Below are 20750 nucleotides of genomic sequence, written 5' to 3'. Positions count from 1 at the left end.
GGGGAGGGCTCGGATGTGTCCGCGCTGACCGGGCGTTCGCCAGGGGCGGAAGAGGGGCGCTGGCTCGGAGTGTCGGCGCGAGGGTCCACAATGGGGGCGCTGAGCCCTGTTGACGACAGCCGACGAGGACAGCACACGACGGCAGACGCAGACGACGACTGACGCAGACGAGACGCAAGCGAGACGTAAGGGAGCCCCGCCGCGATGGCCCGCCGCAGTTCGCAGACCCCGCCGCCCGGAGATTTCGAGGAGCGGATCCTCGACGTCGACGTCGTGGACGAGATGCAGGGCTCCTTCCTGGAGTACGCCTACTCGGTGATCTACTCGCGTGCGCTGCCCGACGCGCGGGACGGTCTGAAGCCGGTGCACCGGCGGATCCTCTACCAGGCCAATGAGATGGGCCTGCGGCCGGACCGCGCGCACGTGAAGTGCGCCCGCGTGGTGGGCGAGGTGATGGGCCGGCTGCACCCGCACGGTGACGCGTCGATCTACGACTCGGTCGTCCGGATGGCGCAGCCGTTCTCGATGCGGCTGCCGCTGATCGACGGGCACGGGAACTTCGGTTCGCTGGGCAACGACGACCCGCCGGCCGCGATGCGCTACACCGAGTCGCGGTTGACGGCGGCGTCGATGGCGATGGTCGAGTCGATCCACGAGGACACGGTCGACTTCGGGCCGAACTACGACGGCAGCGAGCAGGAGCCGCTGGCGCTGCCGGCCGCGTTCCCGAACCTGCTGGTGAACGGCGCGACGGGGATCGCGGTCGGCATGGCGACCAACATGCCCCCGCACAACCTGTCCGAGGTGGTGGCGGCGGCCCGTCACCTGATCAAGCACCCGAACGCGGACCTGGACACGCTGATGCGGTTCGTGCCCGGTCCGGATCTGCCGACGGGCGGCCGGATCGTGGGCCTCTCGGGCATCCGGGACGCGTACGAGTCGGGCCGCGGCACCTTCAAGATCCGGGCGACGACGACGATCGAGAGCGTGACGGCCCGCCGCAAGGGCATCGTGGTCACCGAGCTGCCGTACAACGTCGGCCCGGAGAAGGTCATCTCGAAGATCAAGGACCTGGTCAACGCGAAGAAGCTGCAGGGCATCGCGGACGTCAAGGACCTCACCGACCGCGAGCACGGGCTGCGGCTGGTGATCGAGGTGAAGAACGGCTTCGTGCCGGAGGCGCTGCTGGAGCAGCTCTACAAGTTGACGCCGATGGAGGAGACCTTCGGCATCAACAACGTGGCCCTGGTGGACGGCCAGCCGCTGACGCTGGGTCTGAAGGAACTGCTGGAGGTCTACGTCGACCACCGCTTCGAGGTGGTCCGCCGGCGCAGCGAGTTCCGCCGGCGCAAGCGCCAGGAGCGGCTGCACCTGGTCGAGGGCCTGCTGGTGGCGCTGGTCGACATCGACGAGGTCATCGCGATCATCCGATCGAGCGACAACGCGGCGCGGGCGAAGGAGCGCCTGATGGAGCACTTCTCGCTCTCCGAGACGCAGACCGCCTACATCCTGGACACGCCGCTGCGCCGGCTCACCCGGTTCGACCGGGTGGAGTTGGAGGAGGAGCAGGCGAAGCTCGCCTCCGAGATCGCGGAGCTGACCGAGATCCTGGAGTCGGACTCCCGGCTGCGCAGCGTGGTGTCGGGCGAACTGGGCGCGGTGTCGAAGCAGTTCGGCACCGAGCGGCGGACGGTGCTGCTGGAGGCGGGCGCGGCCCCGTCGGCGGCGTTGTCCGTTCCGTTGGAGGTGGCGGACGACCCGTGCCGGGTGCTGCTCTCCTCGACGGGGCTGCTGGCGCGGACGGCGGACGGCGAGCCGTTCGAGGTGTCGGAGAAGCGGGCCAAGCACGACGTGATCGTCTCGGCGGTGCCGGCGACGGCACGCGCGGACATCGGTGTGGTGACGTCGGCCGGCCGGGTGCTGCGGCTGCCGGTGATCGATCTGCCGGCGCTGCCGCCGACGCCGTCGCCGACGCTGGCGGGCGGCGCCGCGGTCGGCGAGTTCCTGCGGCTGGAGACGGGCGAGCGGGCACTGGCGTTGACCACGCTGGACGAGTCCTCGCCGGGCCTGGCGCTGGGCACGGTGCAGGGTGTGGTGAAGCGGGTGGTGCCGGAGTGGCCGGCGAACAAGGACGAGTTCGAGGTGATCGCCCTCAAGGAGGGTGACGAGCTGGTCGGCGCGGTCGAACTGCGCACCGGCGAGGAGGACTTGGTCTTCATCGCCTCCGACGCCCAGCTGCTGCGCTACCCGGCGGGCCAGGTCCGTCCGCAGGGCCGCCCGGCCGGCGGCATGGCGGGGATCAAGCTGTCGGACGGTGCCCGGGTGCTCTCCTTCACCGCCGTGGATCCGGGCGTGGACGCGGTGGTGGTCTCGGTGGCCGGTGCCTCGGGCACGCTGACCGGTGAGGAGCAGACCTCCTGGAAGGTCACCCCGTTCGAGCAGTACCCGCGCAAGGGCCGGGCCACCGGCGGCGTCCGCTGTCAGCGGTTCCTGCGCGGTGAGGAGGCGCTGTCCTTCGCCTGGGCGGGCGCCGCGCCCGCCCGTGCCGCCACCACGAAGGGGGCCCCGGTGGACCTGCCGGAGCGTGACCCGCGCCGGGACGGTTCGGGCACGCCGGTGACGGCGCCGATCGGTGTGGTGGCCGGGCCGGTGTAACGGCCGGCGGCCTCGGGTCGAGGGAGGGGTACCGGCGTCCGGTGTCCCTCCTTCGCGTCGGGGCTGATGGTCACGGCGGCGGCGCGGCCGGACGCCCCGGTGATCGCGGCGGCGGCGCAGCCGGTCCCGTGCGGCCGAACCAGGGGGCCAAGCGGGTGCCAAGACCCCGGTCGCGGAAGGGGCCAAGGGTAGCCTTGCCTGCGTGAGCACCTGTGCGACGCTGTCGCGTGAACTGTCGGAGCCGCTGGCCGCCACGGCGGCCACCGCCACCACCTGGCTGCTGGTCGAGCAGACCGGCCCGTGGGGCGCGAAGGCGCTCGCGGAGAGCCACCTGGACGCCGCCGTGGGGCGGGCGCTGGAGGCGGCCGCCGCCGGGACGGGCGTGCGGGTGGCGCTGATCCGACGGCCGGGCCGGCACGCCGACTGCCTGCCGACGGCGCGGCACGAGGTGTTCGTCGCGCACACCGTGCCGGGCCGCTGCTGGGTACGCCGGGCGGACGTCGCGGATCCGGCGGAGCTGCTCGGGCTGGACTTCGCGGCGCTCGGGGCGGGCGAGCACGGCGGGTTCGGCGTGGAGCACGTCGGCGGGCCGGTGGCCCTGGTGTGCACCAACGGCCGGCGGGACCGCTGCTGCGCGCTGCTCGGCCGGCCGCTGGCGGCCCAGCTGGCCGCGGCCGGGCACAGCGAGGTGTGGGAGGTGACGCACCTGGGTGGGCACCGCTTCTCCCCCACCATGCTGGTGCTGCCGTACGGCTTCGCGTACGGGCGGCTGACGGCGGAGAGCGCCAAGGAGGTGCTGGCGGCGACGGCGGCCGGGCACGTGGTGCCGGAGTGGTCACGGGGCTGCTCGGGGTGGGAGCGCCCCGGCCAGGCGGCCGACCACGCGGTGCGGGTGGCCACCGGCGAGACCGAGGTGGACGCGCTGACCCTGACCCAGCGCGCGGCCGGACCGGGGCGCTGGCTGGTGACCGTAAGGCACCGGGACGGCCGGGCCTGGGAGGTGGACGTCGTCGAGGGCGCGAGCGAGCCGGCCCGCCCGGAGAGCTGCGGCAAGGCGGCGGGCACGCCGTCGCGGATGGACGTGGCGGCGCTCCGGGAGCTGTCGGTCCGGGAACTGTGACGGCCCCGCGCCCGTGGGGGTGGGCGCGGGACCGTCGGCGAGGGGTCGGTTCGTGCGGGTGGGGAGCCCCGGCGGGGGCCCGGCCCGACCGGGCACGGGACCACCGGAGGGGGGGGTCAGCCGGTGGTGACCTTGTCGACGAACTCCGTGGTGTAGGTCCGGGCGAGGTCGATGGAGCCCTCCTTGCCCTTGACGTCCGGGTGGAAGGCGGCGAGCACCGCGAGGACGGTCTTCGGCCCGTCGGCGGGCATCACGCCGTCCGTGGTGAACATCGGCAGGGTCGCCTTGATCGCGGCCGCGTACTGCTCGGCGCCGCCCTGCGCGTAGTCGGCGGGCATCTTCGCCGCGATCTCCTCGGGACTGTGACCGGCCATCCACTTCAGCGTCTTGACGAAGGCGTTGGCGAGTTTCTGGGTGGTGTCCTTGTTCTTCTCCACCCAGTCGGAGTTCATGTAGAGCGAGGACGAGGGGTAGAGCCCGCCGAGTGCGGCACGCGAGCCCTCGGGGGTGCGCATGTCGTAGAGGATCTTGCCGAGCCCCTTGTCGAGGATGTTGGCCACGGTCGGGTCCGTGGTCATCCCGGCGTCGATGCTGCCCTGCTGGAGCGCGGCGATGAAGGTCTGGCCGGCGCCGACCGCGATCGGGCTGAACTCGCTCACCGCGGTGCCGTTCTTGACGGCGAGGTACTTGGTGAGGAAGTCGGTGGAGGAGCCGATGCTGGTGACACCGAGCTTCTTGCCCTTGAAGTCGGCACCGGAGGTGGTGGCGTCGGCCTGCTTAGTGGAGACGATCTCGACCTCCCCCGGTGCCTGCGAGAACTGCACCACCGACTCGACGTTCTTGCCCTTGGCCTGGAGGTCGATGGTGTGGTCGTAGAAGCCGACCGCGCCCTGGACGTCCCCGGCGAGCAGCGCGGTGGTGGCGTTGACGCCGGCCGGCTCGCTCATCAGCTCGACGTTGACGCCGGCGTCGGCGAAGAAGCCGAGGCGCTGGGTGAGCATGGCGGGCAGGTAGATGACCTTGTCCAGGCCGCCGACCATGATCTTGACCTTGGGCCCGTCGACCTTCTGCCCGGCCGGGGCGGCCCCGCTGTGGGACACCGAGGCGGCGTCGTTGGCACAGGCGGCGAGCGGGAACAGCAGGACGGTGGCGAGGGCGGCGGCGACTCTGCCGGTCGGGTTCGAGCGCATGGGTGGGGGTGCCTCTCTGCTACGGAACGAGCTCTCTGCTACGGAACGGGGTGGGGGTCAGCGGCCGTCGCCGGAGTCGGCGGGCTTCCAGCGGAACAGCTTCTTCTCCGCGAAGGTCAGCAGCCCCTCGGTGAACAGCGCGACGACGGCGAGGATGGTCATCGCGGCGTACACGCCGGCCGCGTTGAAGGTGCCCTGGGCGGCGGCGACCAGCAGTCCGAGGCCCTTGGTCGCGCCGATGTACTCGCCGACGATGGCGCCGATCAGCGCGAACCCGAAGCTGACGTGGAGGCTGGTGAAGATCCAGGTAGTGGCGGCCGGGATGACCACCTGCAGGGTGACCTTGCGGTTGTTGGCACCCAGGATGCGGGCATTGGCCACCAGGTTGCGGTCGACCTCGCGGGCGCCCTGGAAGGCGTTGAAGAAGACCGGGAAGAACACCAGCACCACCGCCGAGGCCACCTTGGAGGCCGGGCCGAGGCCGAACCAGATCAGGAAGATCGGGGCCAGCACGATCCGCGGGATCGCGTTCAGCACCTTGATGTAGGGCCCGAACACGTCGGCCAGGAAGCGGATCCGGCCGAGCGCGATGCCCAGCAGCACACCGCCGGTGACACCGATCACCCAGCCGGTCAGGGCCTCGTAGAGGGTGTAGCCGATCTGCTCGCCCAGTGAGCCCTGAGCGGTGCCGTGGGTGATCCACTGCCAGATCTGCGCCCAGATCCTCGACGGCTGGGAGAAGTTGAACGGGTCGACGACGTTCGTCCGGGCGCACAGCTCCCAGAGCCCGAGGAAGGCCAGGAGCACCGCGATCCGGGCCCCGAGGATGCCCAACCTGCGCTGGCGGGCGGCCCGTTCACGGGCTTCGGTCCTGGTGGCGGTGACCACCGGGGGCTTTCCGGCGACGGCCGGCACGGTCTCAAGCGGCACGACCCGCTCCTCTCTCCCGGGTGATGCGCACCTCTTCGCCGAGCGAAGCCCAGATCTCGCGGTACAACTCGACGAACCTCGGCTCCAGTCGGACGGCCTCCACGGTGCGCGGGCGGGGCAGGTCGACGGTGAAGATCTCCTTGACGGTGGCCGGGCCGGCCGTCATCACCACGACCCGGTCGGCCAGCGCGATCGCCTCGTCCAGGTCGTGGGTCACGAAGACGACGGACGAGCCGGTGCCGGCCCACAGCTCCAGCAACTGGTCGGACATCAGGGCGCGGGTCTGCACGTCCAGCGCCGAGAACGGCTCGTCCATCAGCAGGATGCCGGGGTCGTTGACGAAGGTCTGGGCGAGCGCGACGCGCTTGCGCATCCCGCCGGAGAGCTGGTGCGGGTAGCGGTCCTCGAAGGCGTCCAGGCCCACCCGGGCCAGCCAGTCGCGGGCCCGTTCCCGGGCCTCGGCGGCCGGGACACCGCGGAAGCGCGGGCCGGCCGTGACGTTCGACAGCACGGTGCGCCAGGGGAAGACGGCGTCCTGCTGGAACACGAAGCCGACCTTCGGGTCGATCCCGTCGACCGGCTCGCCGTACACCCGGACCTCGCCCTCGGTGGGCTCCTCCAGGCCGCTGACCAGGGTCAGCGTGGTGGACTTGCCGCAGCCGGTGGGGCCGACCACGGCGACGAACTCGCCCTGCGCGACGGTCAGGTCGAGATCGCGAACGGCGGTGTGCAGGGCGCCGGACGGCGTGCGGAACCGCTTGGTGGCGCCGGTCAACTCGATCGCCGGGGCCGGCGCCGGCCCGGTCGCCGGGGTTGTGCTCATGAGACCTCCCGGGTTTCGTCTGTGCTTGCCCCGGGAGGCTAGGAGCGGCGGGGGCGGCGGCGGGAGGCTTCTCGGCGAACTGCGGGTTCTCCGCCTTGAGGGGTGTTCTGCTCCTTTTGCTTCCGCTACAACAGCGGGGGCACGGCTGACAGAAACACCTCGGAAACATAGGGTGTGCCGACCACTGCCCCGTCCCCGCCCGGTTCCACCAGGTCCACCCCGGTCCACCCCGGTCCGCCCCGCCCCCGAGAGGAGGCCCGGATGAAGCACCCCCGCTGGCCCCGCCGGGTCTTCGCCCAGCTGCTGCTGAGCCAGACCGTGGTGACCGTCGGCGTCACCGTCGTCACCGCCGGCCTGTTCCTGGCCCCGGTCAGCTCCGAGCTGGACCACGACGCGATGCAGCGCGCGCTGTCGATCGCCCAGGCCACCGCCAGCGACGAGGTGATCGCCCGGGCCGCCGAGGCCCGCGACACCGCCACCGCGCAGCGCAACGCCGAGCAGATCCGCACCGCCACCGGTGCCAGCTTCGTCGTGGTCACCGACCTGGACGGCATCCGGCTCTCGCACACCGACCCGGGCCGGATCGGTCAGCGGGTCTCCACCGACCCCGAGCCCGCCCTCAGCGGGCGCAGCGTCACCGCCATCCAGGAGGGCACCCTGGGGCGCACCGCGCGCGGCAAGGTGCCGCTGCGGGTCGCGGGCGGGCGCATCGTCGGCGAGGTCTCGGTCGGCATCAGCGACGACTCGATCCGGCGGCGGCTGCTGAAGATGCTCACCGGCATCCTGCTCTGCGCCGGCGCCGGCCTGGCCGCCGGCACCGGCGCCACGCTGGCGCTGGCCCGGCGGCTGAAGCGGCGCACCCACAACATCGCGCTGGCCGACATCGCGGCACTGCTGGTGGAGCGGGAGGCGATGCTGCACGGGATCCGCGAGGGCATGGTGGCCCTGGACCGGCGGGGGCGGATCCGGCTGGCCAACGACGAGGCGACGCGGCTGCTCGGCCTGCCCGAGGACTGCCCCGGCCGGGCGATCGACGAGGTGCTGCCGCCGGGCCGGCTGGCCGACGTGCTGGCCGGGCGGATCTCCGGGACCGACCTTCCGGCCGTCCGGGACGACCGGGTGCTGGTGGTGAACCGGATGGCGACGGCCGAGGGCGGCGCGGTGGTGACCCTGCGCGACCGCACCGAGCTGGAGTCCCTGGTCCGGGAGCTCGACACCACCCGCAGCCTCACCGAGGCGCTGCGGGCCCAGGACCACGAGCACGCCAACCGGATGCACACGGTGCTCGGGCTGCTGGAGCTCGGCCGCCACGCACAGGCGGTGGAGTTCATCTCCGAGCAGTCGGGTTCGCACGCGGCGGTCGCCGCCCGGATCGCCGAGCAGGTGCAGGATCCGCACGTCGCGGCGCTGCTGGCCGGCAAGGCGGCGGTGGCGGGCGAGCGCGGGGTCCGGCTGACGGTCGCCCCCGCGGCACATCTGCCGGACGCGGTGGTGGACGCCCGGACCCTGGTCACCGTGCTCGGCAACCTGATCGACAACGCCGTGGACGCGCTGGCACCGGGCGGCGGCGGTCAGGTCGTGGTGACCCTGGTGGCGGCCGGCTCCACCCTGCTGGTCGAGGTCGCGGACAGCGGTCCGGGCATACCGGCGAGCCTGCGCGAGCGGGTCTTCGAGGAGGGCTGGACCAGCAAGGACGCGCCCGCGCACCGGCCGCGCGGGCTGGGGCTGGCGATGGTGCGGCGGCTGGTCGAACGGACCGGCGGCCGGATCGTGCTCGACGCCGGGCCGCTCGGCGGTGCCCGGTTCACCGTCGGACTGCCCGAGGCCCTGCACGGCGACCCTCCCGCTTCGCCCACCGCCGGGTCGGCGACCGCCGCACCGCCCGTCGCACCGCTCGTGGAGGCCTGATGATCGACGTACTCGTGGTGGACGACGACTTCCGGGTCGCCGACGTGCACGCCGCCTACGTGGCCAAGGTGCCCGGCTTCCGGGTCACCGGCACCGCGCACTCGGCCGGCGAGGCGCTGGCCGCGTTGGAGCGCCGCCCGGTGGACCTCCTGCTGCTCGACCACCACCTGCCGGACGAGACCGGTCTCGCCCTGGTGCGGCGCCTGCGCGAACGGCAGGTGGCCTGCGACGTGATGATGGTGACGGCCGCCCGGGACGTCTCCACGGTGCACGCCGCGATGCAGCACGGCGCGCTGCAGTACCTGGTCAAGCCGTTCACCTTCGCCGGGCTGCGGGAGAAGCTGGTCGCGTACGCGCAGCTGCGGCACGCGCTGGCCGGACCGGCCGCCCGCGAGGCCGGCCAGGACGAGGTGGACCGGCTCTTCGCCACCCTGCGCAGCACGGCGGCCCCGGCGGTCGCCCTGCCGAAGGGCCACTCGGCGCCCACCACCGACCTGGTGCTCGGGGTGCTCCGGCGCGCGGGGCGGCCGCTCTCCGCCCAGGAGGTCGCGGACGCCACCGGTCTGAGCCGCTCGACCGCGCAGCGCTACCTCAAGCAGTTGGAGCGGGACAGCCGGCTGCGGCTCACCCTGCGCTACGGCGACACCGGGCGGCCGGAGCACCGCTACGTCCTGGCCGTCCGGGCCTGACGGAGCCCCGCACCCGGGCGGGGGTCCGGGGCGGGTCCGTGGCGGGCGCCGAGGACCGTCCCCGGCGGGCAGCACGGAGCCCCGACGGTTCCCAGGCCCGTCGGGGCTCCGTGGGCGCGCGGGCCGCGGCTCAGGCCGCGCCGGCGCCGGTGAGGGAGCGGACCTCCAGCTCGGCGTAGCGGTCCGGATCGGCCGGTTCGGGCGAGAGGAGGGTGCCGATCCAGCCGGCCAGGAAGCCCAGCGGGATGGAGATGATGCCCGGGTTCTCCAGCGGGAACCAGTGGAAGTCCACCCCCGGGAAGAGCGCCACCTTGCTGCCGGAGACCACCGGCGAGAAGGTCACCAGCACGATCGCCGGGATCAGCCCGCCGTACACCGACCAGACCGCGCCCTGGGGGGTGAACCGGCGCCAGAACAGCGTGTACAGCAGCACCGGCAGGTTGGCCGAGGCGGCCACCGCGAAGGCCAGGCCGACCAGGAAGGCGACGTTCAGTTGCTGGGCGAAGAGGCTGAGCGCGATCGCGATCGCGCCGATCCCCACCGCCGCGATCCGGGCGACGCCGACCTCCTCCTGCTCGGAGGCCTCCCTGCGGGCCCGCCGGGAGGCCGGGACACCACCTCGCCGCCGACGCGGGCGGCCCCGCCAGGCGCCCGCCCAGATGTCGTGGGCGAAGGCCGCCGAGGAGGCGAGCGTCAGCCCGGCGACCACGGCGAGGATGGTGGCGAAGGCGATCGCCGAGATCAGTGCGAACAGCACCACCCCGCCGGTGCTGCCGTTGCCGCCGCCGAGCACGAGGGCGAGCAGCGGGACGGCCGTGTTGCCCGCCGAGTTGGCGTGCCGGACCTCGGCCGAGCCGACCAGCGCGGTGGCGCCCAGGCCGAGCGCGATGGCCATCAGGTAGAAGCTGCCGACCAGCCCGATCGCCCACATCGTGGAGCGCCGGGCGGCCCGCGCGGTGGGCACGGTGTAGAAGCGGGAGAGGATGTGCGGCAGGCCCGCCGTCCCCAGCACCAGTGCGAGGCCGAGGCTGAAGAAGTCCAGCCGGCTGGTGAAGCTCGCCCCGTACTTGAGCCCCGGCTCCAGGTACCGCTGCCCGGCGCCACTGTGCTGGGCGGCCTGCCGCATCAGTTCGGCGACGTCCCCGTGGAAGCGGACCATCAGCAGCACGGTGAGCAGCACCGAGCCCGCGATCAGCAGGAAGGCCTTGACGATCTGGATCCAGGTGGTGGCCCGCATCCCGCCGACCGTGACGTAGACGATCATCAGACCGCCCACCGCCACGATGGTCCAGGTCCGGGCCTCACTGCTGCTGGTGCCGAGCAGCAGGGCGACCAGGCTGCCCGCGCCGACCATCTGGGCGACCAGGTAGAGCAGGGTGACGACGACACTGGCGCCGCCGGCGGCCGCCCGGACCTTGCGCCGCCGCAGCCGCAGGGCCAGCACGTCGGCGAGGGTGTACCGGCCGGCGTTGCGGACCAGTTCGGCGACGAGCATCAGCACCACCAGCCAGGCGACCAGGAAGCCGATGCTGTAGAGCACGCCGTCGTAGCCGTACAGCGCGATCAGCCCGGCGACGCCGAGGAACGACGCGGCGGAGAGGTAGTCGCCGGAGAGGGCGAAGCCGTTCTGCAGCGGGGTGAAGTCACGGCCGCCGGCGTAGAAGTCCTCGGCGGCGCTGCCCCGGCGGCCCACCCAGAGGGTGATGCCCAGGGTGACCAGGACGATGACGGCGAACAGCACGACGGCCAGGTCGTGGTGGTCTCCGGCCGGGGCGACGGGGGGCGGGGTGGCGGTCCTCATCGCAGCTGGTCCTGGGTGTCCCAGCGGAGCTCCAGCGCGGCCCGGTCCCGCTTGGTGCGGGCGTTGCGGGCGTAGAGCCAGGTGAGCACGAAGGTCGAGGCGAACTGCAGCAGGCCCAGCAGCCAGGCCACGTTGACCGGGCCGGCGACCTGGCTGCGCATCACCCCTGGCGCGGCGGCCTGGGCCGCGACGTAGAGCAGGTACCAGCCGAGGAACGCCCCGCTGACCGGGAGGACGAAGGCCCGGTAGCCGCGCTTGATCTCCTGGAACGCCTGGCTGGCCTGGACGGCGCGGTACACCTCGCTGCTGGTGTCGACGGCCGGCGGGGCCTCGACCGGCGGCGCGGGTACCGGCGGGAGCGGCCGGGCGGGTGCCGCGGTCTCCCCCCGGGCGGGCGGCGGGCTCGGCGGCCCCTGGGGCGCCGACGGCGCGGGCCGACCGGGTTGGGGGGCCGCGGCGGGAGCGGCCCACCAGTCGAATCGCTGCCCCTGCCCGGGACTGCTCGTCTGCTGCTGTGGCACTGCTGCTCCTGGACCGGCGGGGCTCTGACCGAACCCATGATGGGGGCCCGCGGAGCCCGCAAACTCCCATTGCAGATACGTTCACTCGATGAGGTGATCGATGATCCGACAGGCGCTCATCCGACTACTGCTGCGTACCGGTGATCCCGTGGCGGAAGGCGTACGCGACCGCCTGGGCCCGGTCGCGCACCGCCGTCTTGGCGAACAGATTGTTGATGTGCGTCTTCACGGTGGCCGGGCTGACGAACAGCCGCCGGGCGATCTCGGTGTTGGAGAGACCCTCCGCGATCAGGGCCAGCACCTCGGCCTCGCGGGCGGTCAGCCCGTCCGGCAGCTCCCCCGGCCGGCCCGTCCCGGCCTGCGCCGCACTCGGCGCGGCGGCCCGCGCCGCACCGTCCGCCAGCCGCTCCAGCAGGCGCGACTGCACCTGCGGGGAGAGCCCGGCCGCACCCGAGCGGACGTCCGCGATGGCCCGGGCGATCTCCTCGCCGCCCGCGTCCTTGGTGAGGTAACCGCGCGCCCCGGCCTGCAGCGCGGGGAAGAGCGAGTCGTCGTCGGCGTAGGTGGTGAGCACCACCACCTCCGTCTCCGGGTGCGCGGCCCGGATCCGGCGAGTCGCCTCGACGCCGTCGCAGCGCGGCATCCGCAGGTCCATCAGGACCACGTCCGGGCGGTGCCGCTCGACCAGCGCGACGGCCTCCTCGCCGTCGGCGGCGGCGGCGACCACCTCGATGCCCGGCAGCAGGCCGAGCAGCATCACGATGCCCTCGCGCACCACGGTCTGGTCGTCCGACACCAGCACCCTGGTCGGGTCCGTCCCGTTCACGCCGGTACCCGCAGCAGCACGCGCCACCCTCCCTCGTCCGGGCCCGCCAGCAGGGTGCCGCCGAGCAGTTCCGCGCGTTCGCGCATCCCCAGCAGACCGTACCCGCTGCCGCTGTCCGTCAGCCCGCCCGCCGGCTCGCCGCGCCCCGGCCGGCCGTTGCGCACCTCCAGCTCCACCGCCTCGGGCAGGTAGCGCAGTTCGAGCGCGCAGCGTGCGCCGGGGGCGTGTTTGCGCACGTTGGTCAGCGCTTCCTGCGCGGTGCGCCGCACCGCGAGCCCCGCCTCGGCGGGGAGCGGGCGCGGCGTCCCGGTGACGGAGAGCGCCGCCCGCTCACGCCCGGTCAGCTCCACCAGGAACTCGCCGACCGGGGTGAACTCGCCGCGCAGCGCGGAGAGCGCCTGCCGGGTGTCGGCCAGGCCGTCCTGCGCCATCCGCCGTGCGGCCACCACCCGTTCGCGGACCCGCTCCCGGTCGGTGCCCGCGTCCAGCATCAGCCGGGCCGCCTCCAGGTGGACGAGCTGCGCGGAGAGGCTGTGGGCCAGCACGTCGTGGATCTCCCGGGCGATCCTGGCCCGCTCGGCGAGCGCGGCGCTCTCCGCCTCGGCGGCCCGCGCGGCCCGCTCCTGGGCCAGCAGCCGCCGGGCGGTGCCGCGTGCCTCGGTGTCCAGCCGCAGCAGGTAGCCGAGCAGCGCGAGGCCGCCGACCGTGGCGACGACGCTCAGCCAACTCGCCCAGCTGGCCGCGGCGTACGAACCGAGGGCGGCCGCCGCGGTGAGCAGCGCCGGCGCGGGCGGCAGCCGGATCAGGGCGGTCACCGCCAGGCCGCACCAGAGGACGTCGGCGAGCAGGAAGGCCTGGCCCCGGTTGGCCAGCCAGGCCACCCCGAGCAGGCCGGCGGCCAGCCCGAACGACAGCGCCGGCCGCTGCTCCCGGGCGGCGCGCAGGTACCCGGCGGACAGGCCGACGGCCGCGACCAGCCCGGCCACCGCGACCACCACCGCCCAGCCGGTGTAGGTGCCGGCGGAGAACGTCCCCCAGCAGACGGTGACCAGCAGGACGGCCCGGCCGAGCGCGGTCAGGACCCGTCGCGGCCGGCTGTCGGCGTCGCGCTCCAGCCCCTCGCGGGACGGCCAGCGGGTCCAGTACCACCCGGCCACGGGTGCCTCCTCCATGCTCGCGGTGGTGGGTCAGCGCAGCCCTGCGACCTGGCCCGGGGCCTCCAGCGTCCGCGCCCTCCAGTTCACCACGAGCGAGCGGACCAGCAGCAGCACCGCCAGGCCGAGCAGCAGCGCACTGGCCGCCTGGTGGACGTGCAGGGCCGCGCCGACCCCGTAGAGGCCGAGCCGGATGACGATCATCCCGACCCAGGCGGCCACCGTGGCCCTGGTGCCCTTGGCCCACAGCCCGCCGTCCCCGGCCCGCCAGAGCCGGACGGTCCAGCCCCACACGGAACCCATCGCGAGCACCGCGACCAGTCCGCAGCCGAGCAGGACGGCCGACTGCGCGGTGTGCTCGTGGTCGATCAGCCGCGGGTCGCGCAGCGCGAGCGCGCCGAGGACCAGCGGCAGCACCCAGACGCGGCGATCGGTGTCCAGCCGCTGGGCGCGCATCTGGCGCCGGACGACCAGGGCCATCACCGCGATGACCGCGACGACGTTGACCAGGGTGCTCATCGGACTCTCCGTCCCGCCAGGAGGTGGTTGCTGACCTCCCCGACGCTACGGATCGGACGCTCCCGGCTGATCGGAGCCGGGGTGGACGAACGGATGGAGCCGAACGCCCGAGGGCCCTCCACCCATGGGTGGAGGGCCCTCGTCGCACGGCTGTGCGGGGGTGTGCCCGGGGGCGCCGCTCAGGCGTCGATGCGGGAGCGGTCCAGGGTGGCCGCCGAGTCGACGATGAACTCCTTGCGGGGGGCGACGTCGTTGCCCATCAGCAGGTCGAAGATCCTCTCGGCCTGCTCCAGGTCGCCCAGGTTGATCCGGCGCAGCGTGCGGTGGCGCGGGTCCATGGTGGTCTCGGCCAGCTGGTCGGCGTCCATCTCGCCCAGACCCTTGTAGCGCTGCACCGGCTCCTTCCAGCGCATGCCCTTGCGCTGGAACTCCAGCAAGGTGGAGCGCAGCTCGGCGTCGGAGTAGGTGTAGTGGTACTTGTCCTGACCACGCTTGGGGTTGGTGAGCTCGGTCCGGTGCAGCGGCGGGACGGCGGCGAAGACCCGACCCTGCTCGACCATGGGCCGCATGTACCGCTGAAATAGCGTCAGCAGCAGGCAGCGGATGTGCGAGCCGTCGACGTCGGCGTCGGCCATGAAGATGACCCGGCCGTAGCGGGCCTGGTCGATGTCGAAGGTGCGGCCCGAACCGGCCCCTATCACCTGGATGATCGCGGCGCACTCGGTGTTCTTGAGCATGTCGCTCACGGACGCCTTCTGCACATTGAGGATCTTGCCGCGGATCGGCAGCAGGGCCTGGAACTCCGAGTTGCGGGCCAGCTTGGCGGTACCGAGGGCGGAGTCCCCCTCGACGATGAAGAGTTCGCTGCGCTCGACGTCGTCGCTGCGGCAGTCGGCGAGCTTGGCCGGCAGCGAGCTGGTCTCCAGCGCGGTCTTCCGGCGCTGGGCCTCCTTGTGCTGACGGGCGGCGACCCTGGTCCGGGCGGCGGCGGCGACCTTCTCCAGCACCGCCCTGGCCTGCAGCTTCTCGTCCTTCTTGGCGGAGGTCAGGAAGGCCTTGAGCTCCTTGGCGACCACCGCGGCGACGATCCGGTTGGCCGCCGAGGTGCCCAGCACCTCCTTCGTCTGGCCCTCGAACTGCGGCTCCGCGAGCCGGACGGTGACCACGGCGGTGAGACCCTCGGTGGCGTCGTCCTTGGTGATGTCGTCCTCGGCGACGCGCAGCAGCTTGGCGGCGCGCAGTGCCTCGTTGACGGTCTTGGCGAGCGAGCGCTCGAACCCGGTGATGTGGGTGCCGCCCTTGGGGGTGGCGATGATGTTGACGAAGGAGCGCACCGTGGTGTCGTACCCGGCGCCCCAGCGAAGCGCGATGTCCACCCCGAGGTGGCGGGTGACCTCGGTGGGCGTCATGTGGCCGACCTCGTCCAGGACGGGGACGGTCTCCTTGAAGGTCCCCTCGCCGTGCAGCCGCAGCACGTCGCAGACCGGCTTGTCCGGCGCGAGGAACTCGCAGAACTCGGCGATGCCGCCGTCGAAGCGGAAGGTCGACTCCTCGACCTGGTCACTCTCGGTCAGTCGCTCGTCACGGACGACGATGGTCAGGCCGGGGACGAGGAACGCGGTCTGCCGGGCCCGGTTGTGCAGGTGCTCCAGCGAGAGCCGGGCGTCCTTGAGGAAGATCTGCCGGTCGGCCCAGTAGCGGATCCGGGTGCCGGTACGGGTCTTCGGCACCTTGCGGGCCTTGCTGAGGCCGTTGGCGGGCTCGAACGGGGCATCCGGGCCGCCCTCGGTGAAGATGCCGGGGGTGCCCCGGCGGAAGCTGATCGCGTGGGTGTGGCCACCGCGGTCGACCTCCACGTCCAACCGGGCCGAGAGGGCGTTGACGACGGACGCTCCGACGCCGTGCAGGCCGCCGGAGGCCGCGTACGAGCCGCCGCCGAACTTGCCGCCGGCGTGCAGCTTGGTCATCACGACCTCGACACCGGAGAGCCCGGTCTTGGGCTCGACGTCCACCGGGATGCCGCGGCCGTTGTCGCGCACCTCGACCGAGGAGTCCTCGTGCAGGACGACGTCGATGTGGTCGCAGTAGCCGCCGAGGGCCTCGTCGACCGAGTTGTCGATGATCTCCCAGAGGCAGTGCATCAGGCCCCGGCTGTCGGTGGAGCCGATGTACATGCCGGGGCGCTTGCGGACCGCCTCCAGGCCCTCCAGGACGAGCAGGTGCCGAGCGGTGTAGTTGGAGCCGTCGTCGCCGGCCAGCAGTGCGGACGGCACGGTCGTTTCGGCACTCACGCGGGCACTCTCCTCGGTGAAGTTCTGTCTCATCGGTCACATCCGGGCACAGCCGGAACGTCCGCCAGTGCAGCACACCGCACCGACAGCAGTTCCTCCGCGTGTGCACGCCCCTGCGGTGAGTGCACAGCACGACGGGAGGGTCCCGCGCAGCTTGTACGCGCTGCGCGAACAAGCACCGCTCCGGTTTCCGCGTACCGGAGCGCCATCTCCTCCCGGTACCAGCGGTCCTGGCGGATCGTGGGGCCGGGGGCAGGCTCCGGAACTGCCGTTATGCAGGCTACCGGGGCCCAGGACGGGGCTTATGCTCCAACCCAGCAGAGGATTATGCTACGCGGACCTCGCACCCCGTCCCGATCGGGCGTTCGAGCGACGGGCGGATCCTGGGATTCGGTACGCATGAACCACCGGCCCCCGGGGCACGTCCTCATCAACACAGCAGAATCCTCAAAGAAGAAAAGCCACGAGCGGGAACGTTTTCGGCCTGGTTGGATGTTGACCCTGGTACGACAGCTCGTCGAGCTAGAGAAGAGGCGACGTGACTACTGTTCTGACCCCTGCGAGCCCGCTCACCGCGGCTGACCGCTGCGACCGCTGCGGCGCCCAGGCTTACCTGCGCGTCGTACTCGCCAGCGGCGGAGAGCTGCTCTTCTGCGCCCATCACGGCCGGAAGTTCGAGCCCGAGCTCAAGAAGATCGCCGTGGAGATACAGGACGAGAGCGGCCGGCTCAGCACCGCCACCAACGCCACGGCCGCCGACGAAGAGCGCTGATACCGGGCGCCACAGCAGCAGCAGGCCACGAGCTGTGTCCGGCCGCGCACCACGCGCGACCGGTGAGCCGGGTGACCGTTCCCCCTCGGGGGGTCGGTCACCCGGCTCTGCTGTTTCCGGCCGACGACAGGGCGTCGGCCGGAGCGGGCGACGCCACGTCAGAACGTGACCCGGCGACTACAGGACGGCGCGTACCGCGTCGGAGACCGCACCGATCCGGGTGTAGACACCCGGGTGGGCCGCCTCCGCGCAGCCCGTCCCCCAGGAGACCAGCCCGGCCAGGCGGCCGGCGACGACCAGCGGGCCGCCGCTGTCCCCCTGGCAGGCGTCCTTCCCGCCCTTCTCCTCGCCGGCGCAGACCATGCCACGGGCGTCGAAGTGCCCGTCTGACCCCCCGGGGTAGGCCTGCGCGCAGGCCTGGTCCGGCACGATCGAGACGTCGACACCACGGAGCGTGGGCGAGTAGTCACCCCGGCCGGTGCTGTCCCCCCAGCCGTAGACCTGTGCCCGGTTGCCCGCCCGGTACGACTCGACCTCCCCCTGGCCGACCAGGTCGATCACGGGCCGGGCACCCTGCGACTCACTGAGCGTGAGCACCGCCACATCGTTCATATTGGCGGCGAAGGCGTAGTCCGGGTGGATCCAGACCTCCTGGACGGGCACCTCACGGCCGACCGAGCCCCGCAGGTCGTCCCGGCCGACCACGACCTTCAGGCCGGGCCGGTCCACCCGTCGGCCCTTGGACTCGTCGTAGAAGCAGTGCGCGGCCGTCACCACCTTGGTCGGGGTGACCAGCGCGCCACCGCAGAACTGCCCCGAGCGGCCGTTGCCGAACTGCTGGCGACTGGCGACCGCGACCATCCACGGGTGTTCCGCGGTGGTCGTCGCGACCCCGCCGACGATCCGCCGCTGGGCCTGGGCCGGCGCGGCCGGGCCGAACGCCACCAGGCTCGCGGGCAGCGCCGCGAGCAGACCGAGGACGGCGGCCCGGTGGCGGCGGCGCACCGGCCGGGTGACCGGGTGTACCGATGGCGAGGCGCCGGTCAGCAGGTCCGCGCGATCCGGGTTGGGCAGCACCGTGTCTCCAGTTGGCTCGGCAGCAGGCAACCGGCACAGCGTAGGTGATCGACTACGATCCGCGACCGTTTCCCGCCGCACCGCCACCCGGACGAGCGACAACGGCCACCCGGACGCTGACGGGCCGGGCTCCGAGCGGCCCACCGGACAAACGCGAGAGGGCCCGGAGCGCGATGCTCCGGGCCCTCTCGGAAGGCGGGTCGCCGGACCTCACCGGACCGGGTGGTCCGGCGACGGTCCCGCCGGTGGCGGATCAGTCCAGGTAGTCGCGCAGCACCTGGGAACGCGACGGGTGGCGCAGCTTCGACATGGTCTTGGACTCGATCTGGCGGATGCGCTCACGGGTGACCCCGTACACCTTGCCGATCTCGTCCAGCGTCTTCGGCTGGCCGTCCGTCAGGCCGAAGCGCATCGAGACCACGCCCGCCTCACGCTCGGACAGGGTGTCGAGCACCGAGTGCAGCTGCTCCTGGAGCAGGGTGAAGGAGACCGCGTCGGCCGGCACGACCGCCTCGGAGTCCTCGATCAGGTCACCGAACTCGCTGTCGCCGTCCTCACCCAGCGGGGTGTGCAGCGAGATGGGCTCGCGACCGTACTTCTGGACCTCGATGACCTTCTCCGGGGTCATGTCGAGTTCCTTGGCCAGCTCCTCCGGGGTGGGCTCGCGGCCCAGGTCCTGGAGCATCTGGCGCTGGACGCGGGCCAGCTTGTTGATGACCTCGACCATGTGCACCGGGATACGGATGGTGCGGGCCTGGTCGGCCATCGCGCGGGTGATGGCCTGGCGGATCCACCACGTGGCGTAGGTGGAGAACTTGTAGCCCTTGGTGTAGTCGAACTTCTCGACCGCACGGATCAGACCGAGGTTGCCCTCCTGGATCAGGTCGAGGAAGAGCATGCCGCGGCCGGTGTACCGCTTGGCCAGCGAGACCACCAGACGGAGGTTGGCCTCCAGCAGGTGGTTCTTGGCGCGGCGGCCGTCCTCGGCGATGATCTCCAGCTCGCGCTTGAGCTTCGGAGCCAGCTTGTCGGCGGCCGAGAGCTTGTCCTCGGCGAACAGGCCGGCCTCGATGCGCTTGGCGAGCTCGACCTCCTGCTCGGCGTTGAGCAGCGGGACCTTGCCGATCTGCTTCAGGTAGTCCTTGACCGGGTCGGCGGTGGCGCCGGCGACCGCGACCTGCTGGGCCGGGGCGTCGTCCTCGTCGTCGTCGGAGAGGACGAACCCCTGCGACTCCTCCTCGGGCTCCGCCTCCTCGCCCGCCTTGTCGCCGGGCAGCGCGACGTCCTCGAGCAGCTCCTCCTCGCCGGAGATCTCCTCGTCGCCCTTGCCCGTCTTGGTGGCGGCGGTCTTCTTGGCAGCGGTCTTCTTGGCCGGCGCGGCGGTCTTCTTGGCGGCCGCCTTCTTCGCCGGGGCCGCCTTCTTGGCCGCGGACGCCTTCGCCTCGGCGGAGAGCCCGGTCCCGTCGACGGTGATCTCGGCGGACACCGTGCCGAGCGGGGCCGCGGCGGCCGCGACCGCCGGGGTCGAGATGGTGGCACCGGGCGCGATGCGCACGGGGGGCTTGGTCGGGGCCGCCGGGGCGGCCGGGTTCCGGGTGGTGACCGCCTTGGTGGCAGTGCGCTTGGTGGGGCTCTTGGCAGCGACGCTCTTGCGCTTGGCGCCGGCCGGCTCGGCCGCGCTGACCATAAGGTCCACCCCCTCCTCAATCAGAACCTGGTTGAGGCTGCGCATGACGTTCTTCCACTTGGTGACCGGGATCTGGTCCGCCTCGAACGCCTGGCGCACGTCGTCACCGGCGATCTGCCCCTGGGCCTTGCCCCGCTCGATGAGCGCCAGCAGAGCCGCGGACTCGGCGATCTCGGGGGGAAGTGAACGGGATGTGCTGGCCGACACGAACAACCTCTCGGACGATGAGTGGACTCGAACCCGTACCGGCCGCCCGAGCGGGCGGGGAAGGAAATCGCGCGTCGGACGCGCGGTGTCGATTCCGACCGACTCGGGCTTGAGGACTGGGTTTGCAGGACGGCAGCAGCGCCGCAGACCAACACAGCATTCTGACATGTTGGGGTATTCCGGAGCTGCTTCCGCTCAGGACACATCGCTGCTACTCGTCAAGTGTTACGCATGGCCTTCGTGTCGCGGGTCACACCACTCGGCGTGCGCGGCTCGGGGCCCGCATCCATCATCCCTCACTCGCGGCCAAGCTCTTGGCATGGGCAGGCCATTCTCGCGCACGGCCACCGCGGGGGTGCGGCGATTCGGCGGATCGGGGCGGTGCACCGTCGGACCCACCGGCGCGCTCGGCGCGGCCGCGGCGGCGACGGGGACGGCGACGGACGGGTCGGGGGCGCGGCGGCCGGCGGGCGGCGGACGGCCGCCGAGGGGGCGTGGGCGCGACGAAGCCCTCCGACCGCGCCGTGCGGTGCGGCCGGAGGGCCAGGGGGTCGCGGGGCCGCTCGGTCGCCGGGTGGGC

Annotated in this window: 16 protein-coding genes; 5 read left to right on the top strand and 11 right to left on the bottom strand. The window is 72.7% G+C overall.

Annotation, left to right across the window (positions count from 1 at the left end):
- The first annotated feature begins 204 nt into the window (after window positions 1-204).
- Window positions 205-2655 (top strand): DNA topoisomerase (ATP-hydrolyzing) subunit A, encoded by a 2451-nt coding sequence (locus ACFXHB_RS18185; protein ID WP_380575336.1) that lies wholly within the window; start codon window positions 205-207, stop codon window positions 2653-2655.
- 202 nt (window positions 2656-2857) lie between these two features.
- Window positions 2858-3775: a sucrase ferredoxin gene (locus tag ACFXHB_RS18180; RefSeq protein ID WP_380575335.1), complete on the top strand. Its 918-nt coding sequence runs from the start codon at window positions 2858-2860 to the stop codon at window positions 3773-3775.
- A 116-nt stretch (window positions 3776-3891) separates the two neighbouring features.
- Here the strand turns inward: ACFXHB_RS18180 and ACFXHB_RS18175 are convergent, their stop codons facing one another.
- The 3 genes from ACFXHB_RS18175 to ACFXHB_RS18165 are packed head-to-tail and all read right to left on the bottom strand — an operon-like array spanning window position 3892 to window position 6718.
- Entirely contained in the window at window positions 3892-4965 is a 1074-nt protein-coding gene (locus tag ACFXHB_RS18175) for an ABC transporter substrate-binding protein (protein WP_380575334.1), read from the bottom strand.
- Between the two features lie 57 nt (window positions 4966-5022).
- Entirely contained in the window at window positions 5023-5880 is an 858-nt protein-coding gene (locus ACFXHB_RS18170) for an ABC transporter permease (protein WP_380575374.1), read from the bottom strand.
- A 4-nt stretch (window positions 5881-5884) separates the two neighbouring features.
- On the bottom strand, window positions 5885-6718 hold the full coding sequence (locus tag ACFXHB_RS18165) for an ABC transporter ATP-binding protein (protein WP_380575333.1): 834 nt from the start codon (window positions 6716-6718) through the stop codon (window positions 5885-5887).
- Between the two features lie 261 nt (window positions 6719-6979).
- On the opposite strand from ACFXHB_RS18165, the gene ACFXHB_RS18160 reads away from it, so the two are divergent.
- Window positions 6980-8626: an ATP-binding protein gene (locus ACFXHB_RS18160; RefSeq protein WP_380575332.1), complete on the top strand. Its 1647-nt coding sequence runs from the start codon at window positions 6980-6982 to the stop codon at window positions 8624-8626.
- Window positions 8626-9315, top strand: coding sequence for a response regulator (locus tag ACFXHB_RS18155; RefSeq protein WP_380575331.1), 690 nt, complete (start codon window positions 8626-8628; stop codon window positions 9313-9315). The genes ACFXHB_RS18160 and ACFXHB_RS18155 overlap by 1 nt, the downstream gene beginning before the upstream one ends.
- Window positions 9316-9445: 130 nt before the next feature.
- Here ACFXHB_RS18155 and ACFXHB_RS18150 read toward each other — a convergent pair whose 3' ends face one another.
- The 6 genes from ACFXHB_RS18150 to ACFXHB_RS18125 all read right to left on the bottom strand — a co-directional run bounded on the left by ACFXHB_RS18150 (window position 9446) and on the right by ACFXHB_RS18125 (window position 16427).
- Window positions 9446-11116, bottom strand: a complete 1671-nt coding sequence (locus ACFXHB_RS18150; protein WP_380575330.1) for a cation acetate symporter — start codon at window positions 11114-11116, stop codon at window positions 9446-9448.
- Complete coding sequence (locus ACFXHB_RS18145; protein WP_380575329.1) at window positions 11113-11637, bottom strand: DUF485 domain-containing protein; 525 nt, start codon at window positions 11635-11637, stop codon at window positions 11113-11115. Before ACFXHB_RS18145 ends, ACFXHB_RS18150 begins: the two co-directional genes overlap by 4 nt.
- Window positions 11638-11761: 124 nt before the next feature.
- Window positions 11762-12463: a response regulator gene (locus tag ACFXHB_RS18140; protein ID WP_380575328.1), complete on the bottom strand. Its 702-nt coding sequence runs from the start codon at window positions 12461-12463 to the stop codon at window positions 11762-11764.
- Entirely contained in the window at window positions 12460-13635 is a 1176-nt protein-coding gene (locus ACFXHB_RS18135) for a sensor histidine kinase (RefSeq protein ID WP_380575326.1), read from the bottom strand. Before ACFXHB_RS18135 ends, ACFXHB_RS18140 begins: the two co-directional genes overlap by 4 nt.
- 15 nt (window positions 13636-13650) lie before the next feature.
- Window positions 13651-14136 carry a DUF1453 domain-containing protein gene (locus ACFXHB_RS18130; RefSeq protein WP_380575325.1) on the bottom strand — a complete coding sequence of 162 codons (486 nt, stop codon included), beginning with the start codon at window positions 14134-14136 and terminating at the stop codon, window positions 13651-13653.
- Window positions 14137-14315: 179 nt separating this feature from the next.
- A complete protein-coding gene (locus ACFXHB_RS18125; protein ID WP_380575324.1) occupies window positions 14316-16427 on the bottom strand; it encodes a type IIA DNA topoisomerase subunit B in 2112 nt (703 codons plus the stop codon).
- Between the two features lie 538 nt (window positions 16428-16965).
- On the opposite strand from ACFXHB_RS18125, the gene ACFXHB_RS18120 reads away from it, so the two are divergent.
- Window positions 16966-17199, top strand: coding sequence for a hypothetical protein (locus ACFXHB_RS18120; protein ID WP_380575322.1), 234 nt, complete (start codon window positions 16966-16968; stop codon window positions 17197-17199).
- 177 nt (window positions 17200-17376) lie between these two features.
- Here ACFXHB_RS18120 and ACFXHB_RS18115 read toward each other — a convergent pair whose 3' ends face one another.
- Window positions 17377-18204: a S1 family peptidase gene (locus ACFXHB_RS18115; RefSeq protein WP_380575373.1), complete on the bottom strand. Its 828-nt coding sequence runs from the start codon at window positions 18202-18204 to the stop codon at window positions 17377-17379.
- A 325-nt stretch (window positions 18205-18529) separates the two neighbouring features.
- Window positions 18530-20170: an RNA polymerase sigma factor gene (locus ACFXHB_RS18110; protein WP_380575320.1), complete on the bottom strand. Its 1641-nt coding sequence runs from the start codon at window positions 20168-20170 to the stop codon at window positions 18530-18532.
- Window positions 20171-20750: the final 580 nt, after the last annotated feature.

The organism is Kitasatospora sp. NPDC059327 (assembly GCF_042752535.1).
In the GTDB taxonomy this organism is placed as follows: Bacteria; Actinomycetota; Actinomycetes; order Streptomycetales; family Streptomycetaceae; genus Kitasatospora.
This window is presented reverse-complemented; position numbering and strand designations above follow the sequence as displayed.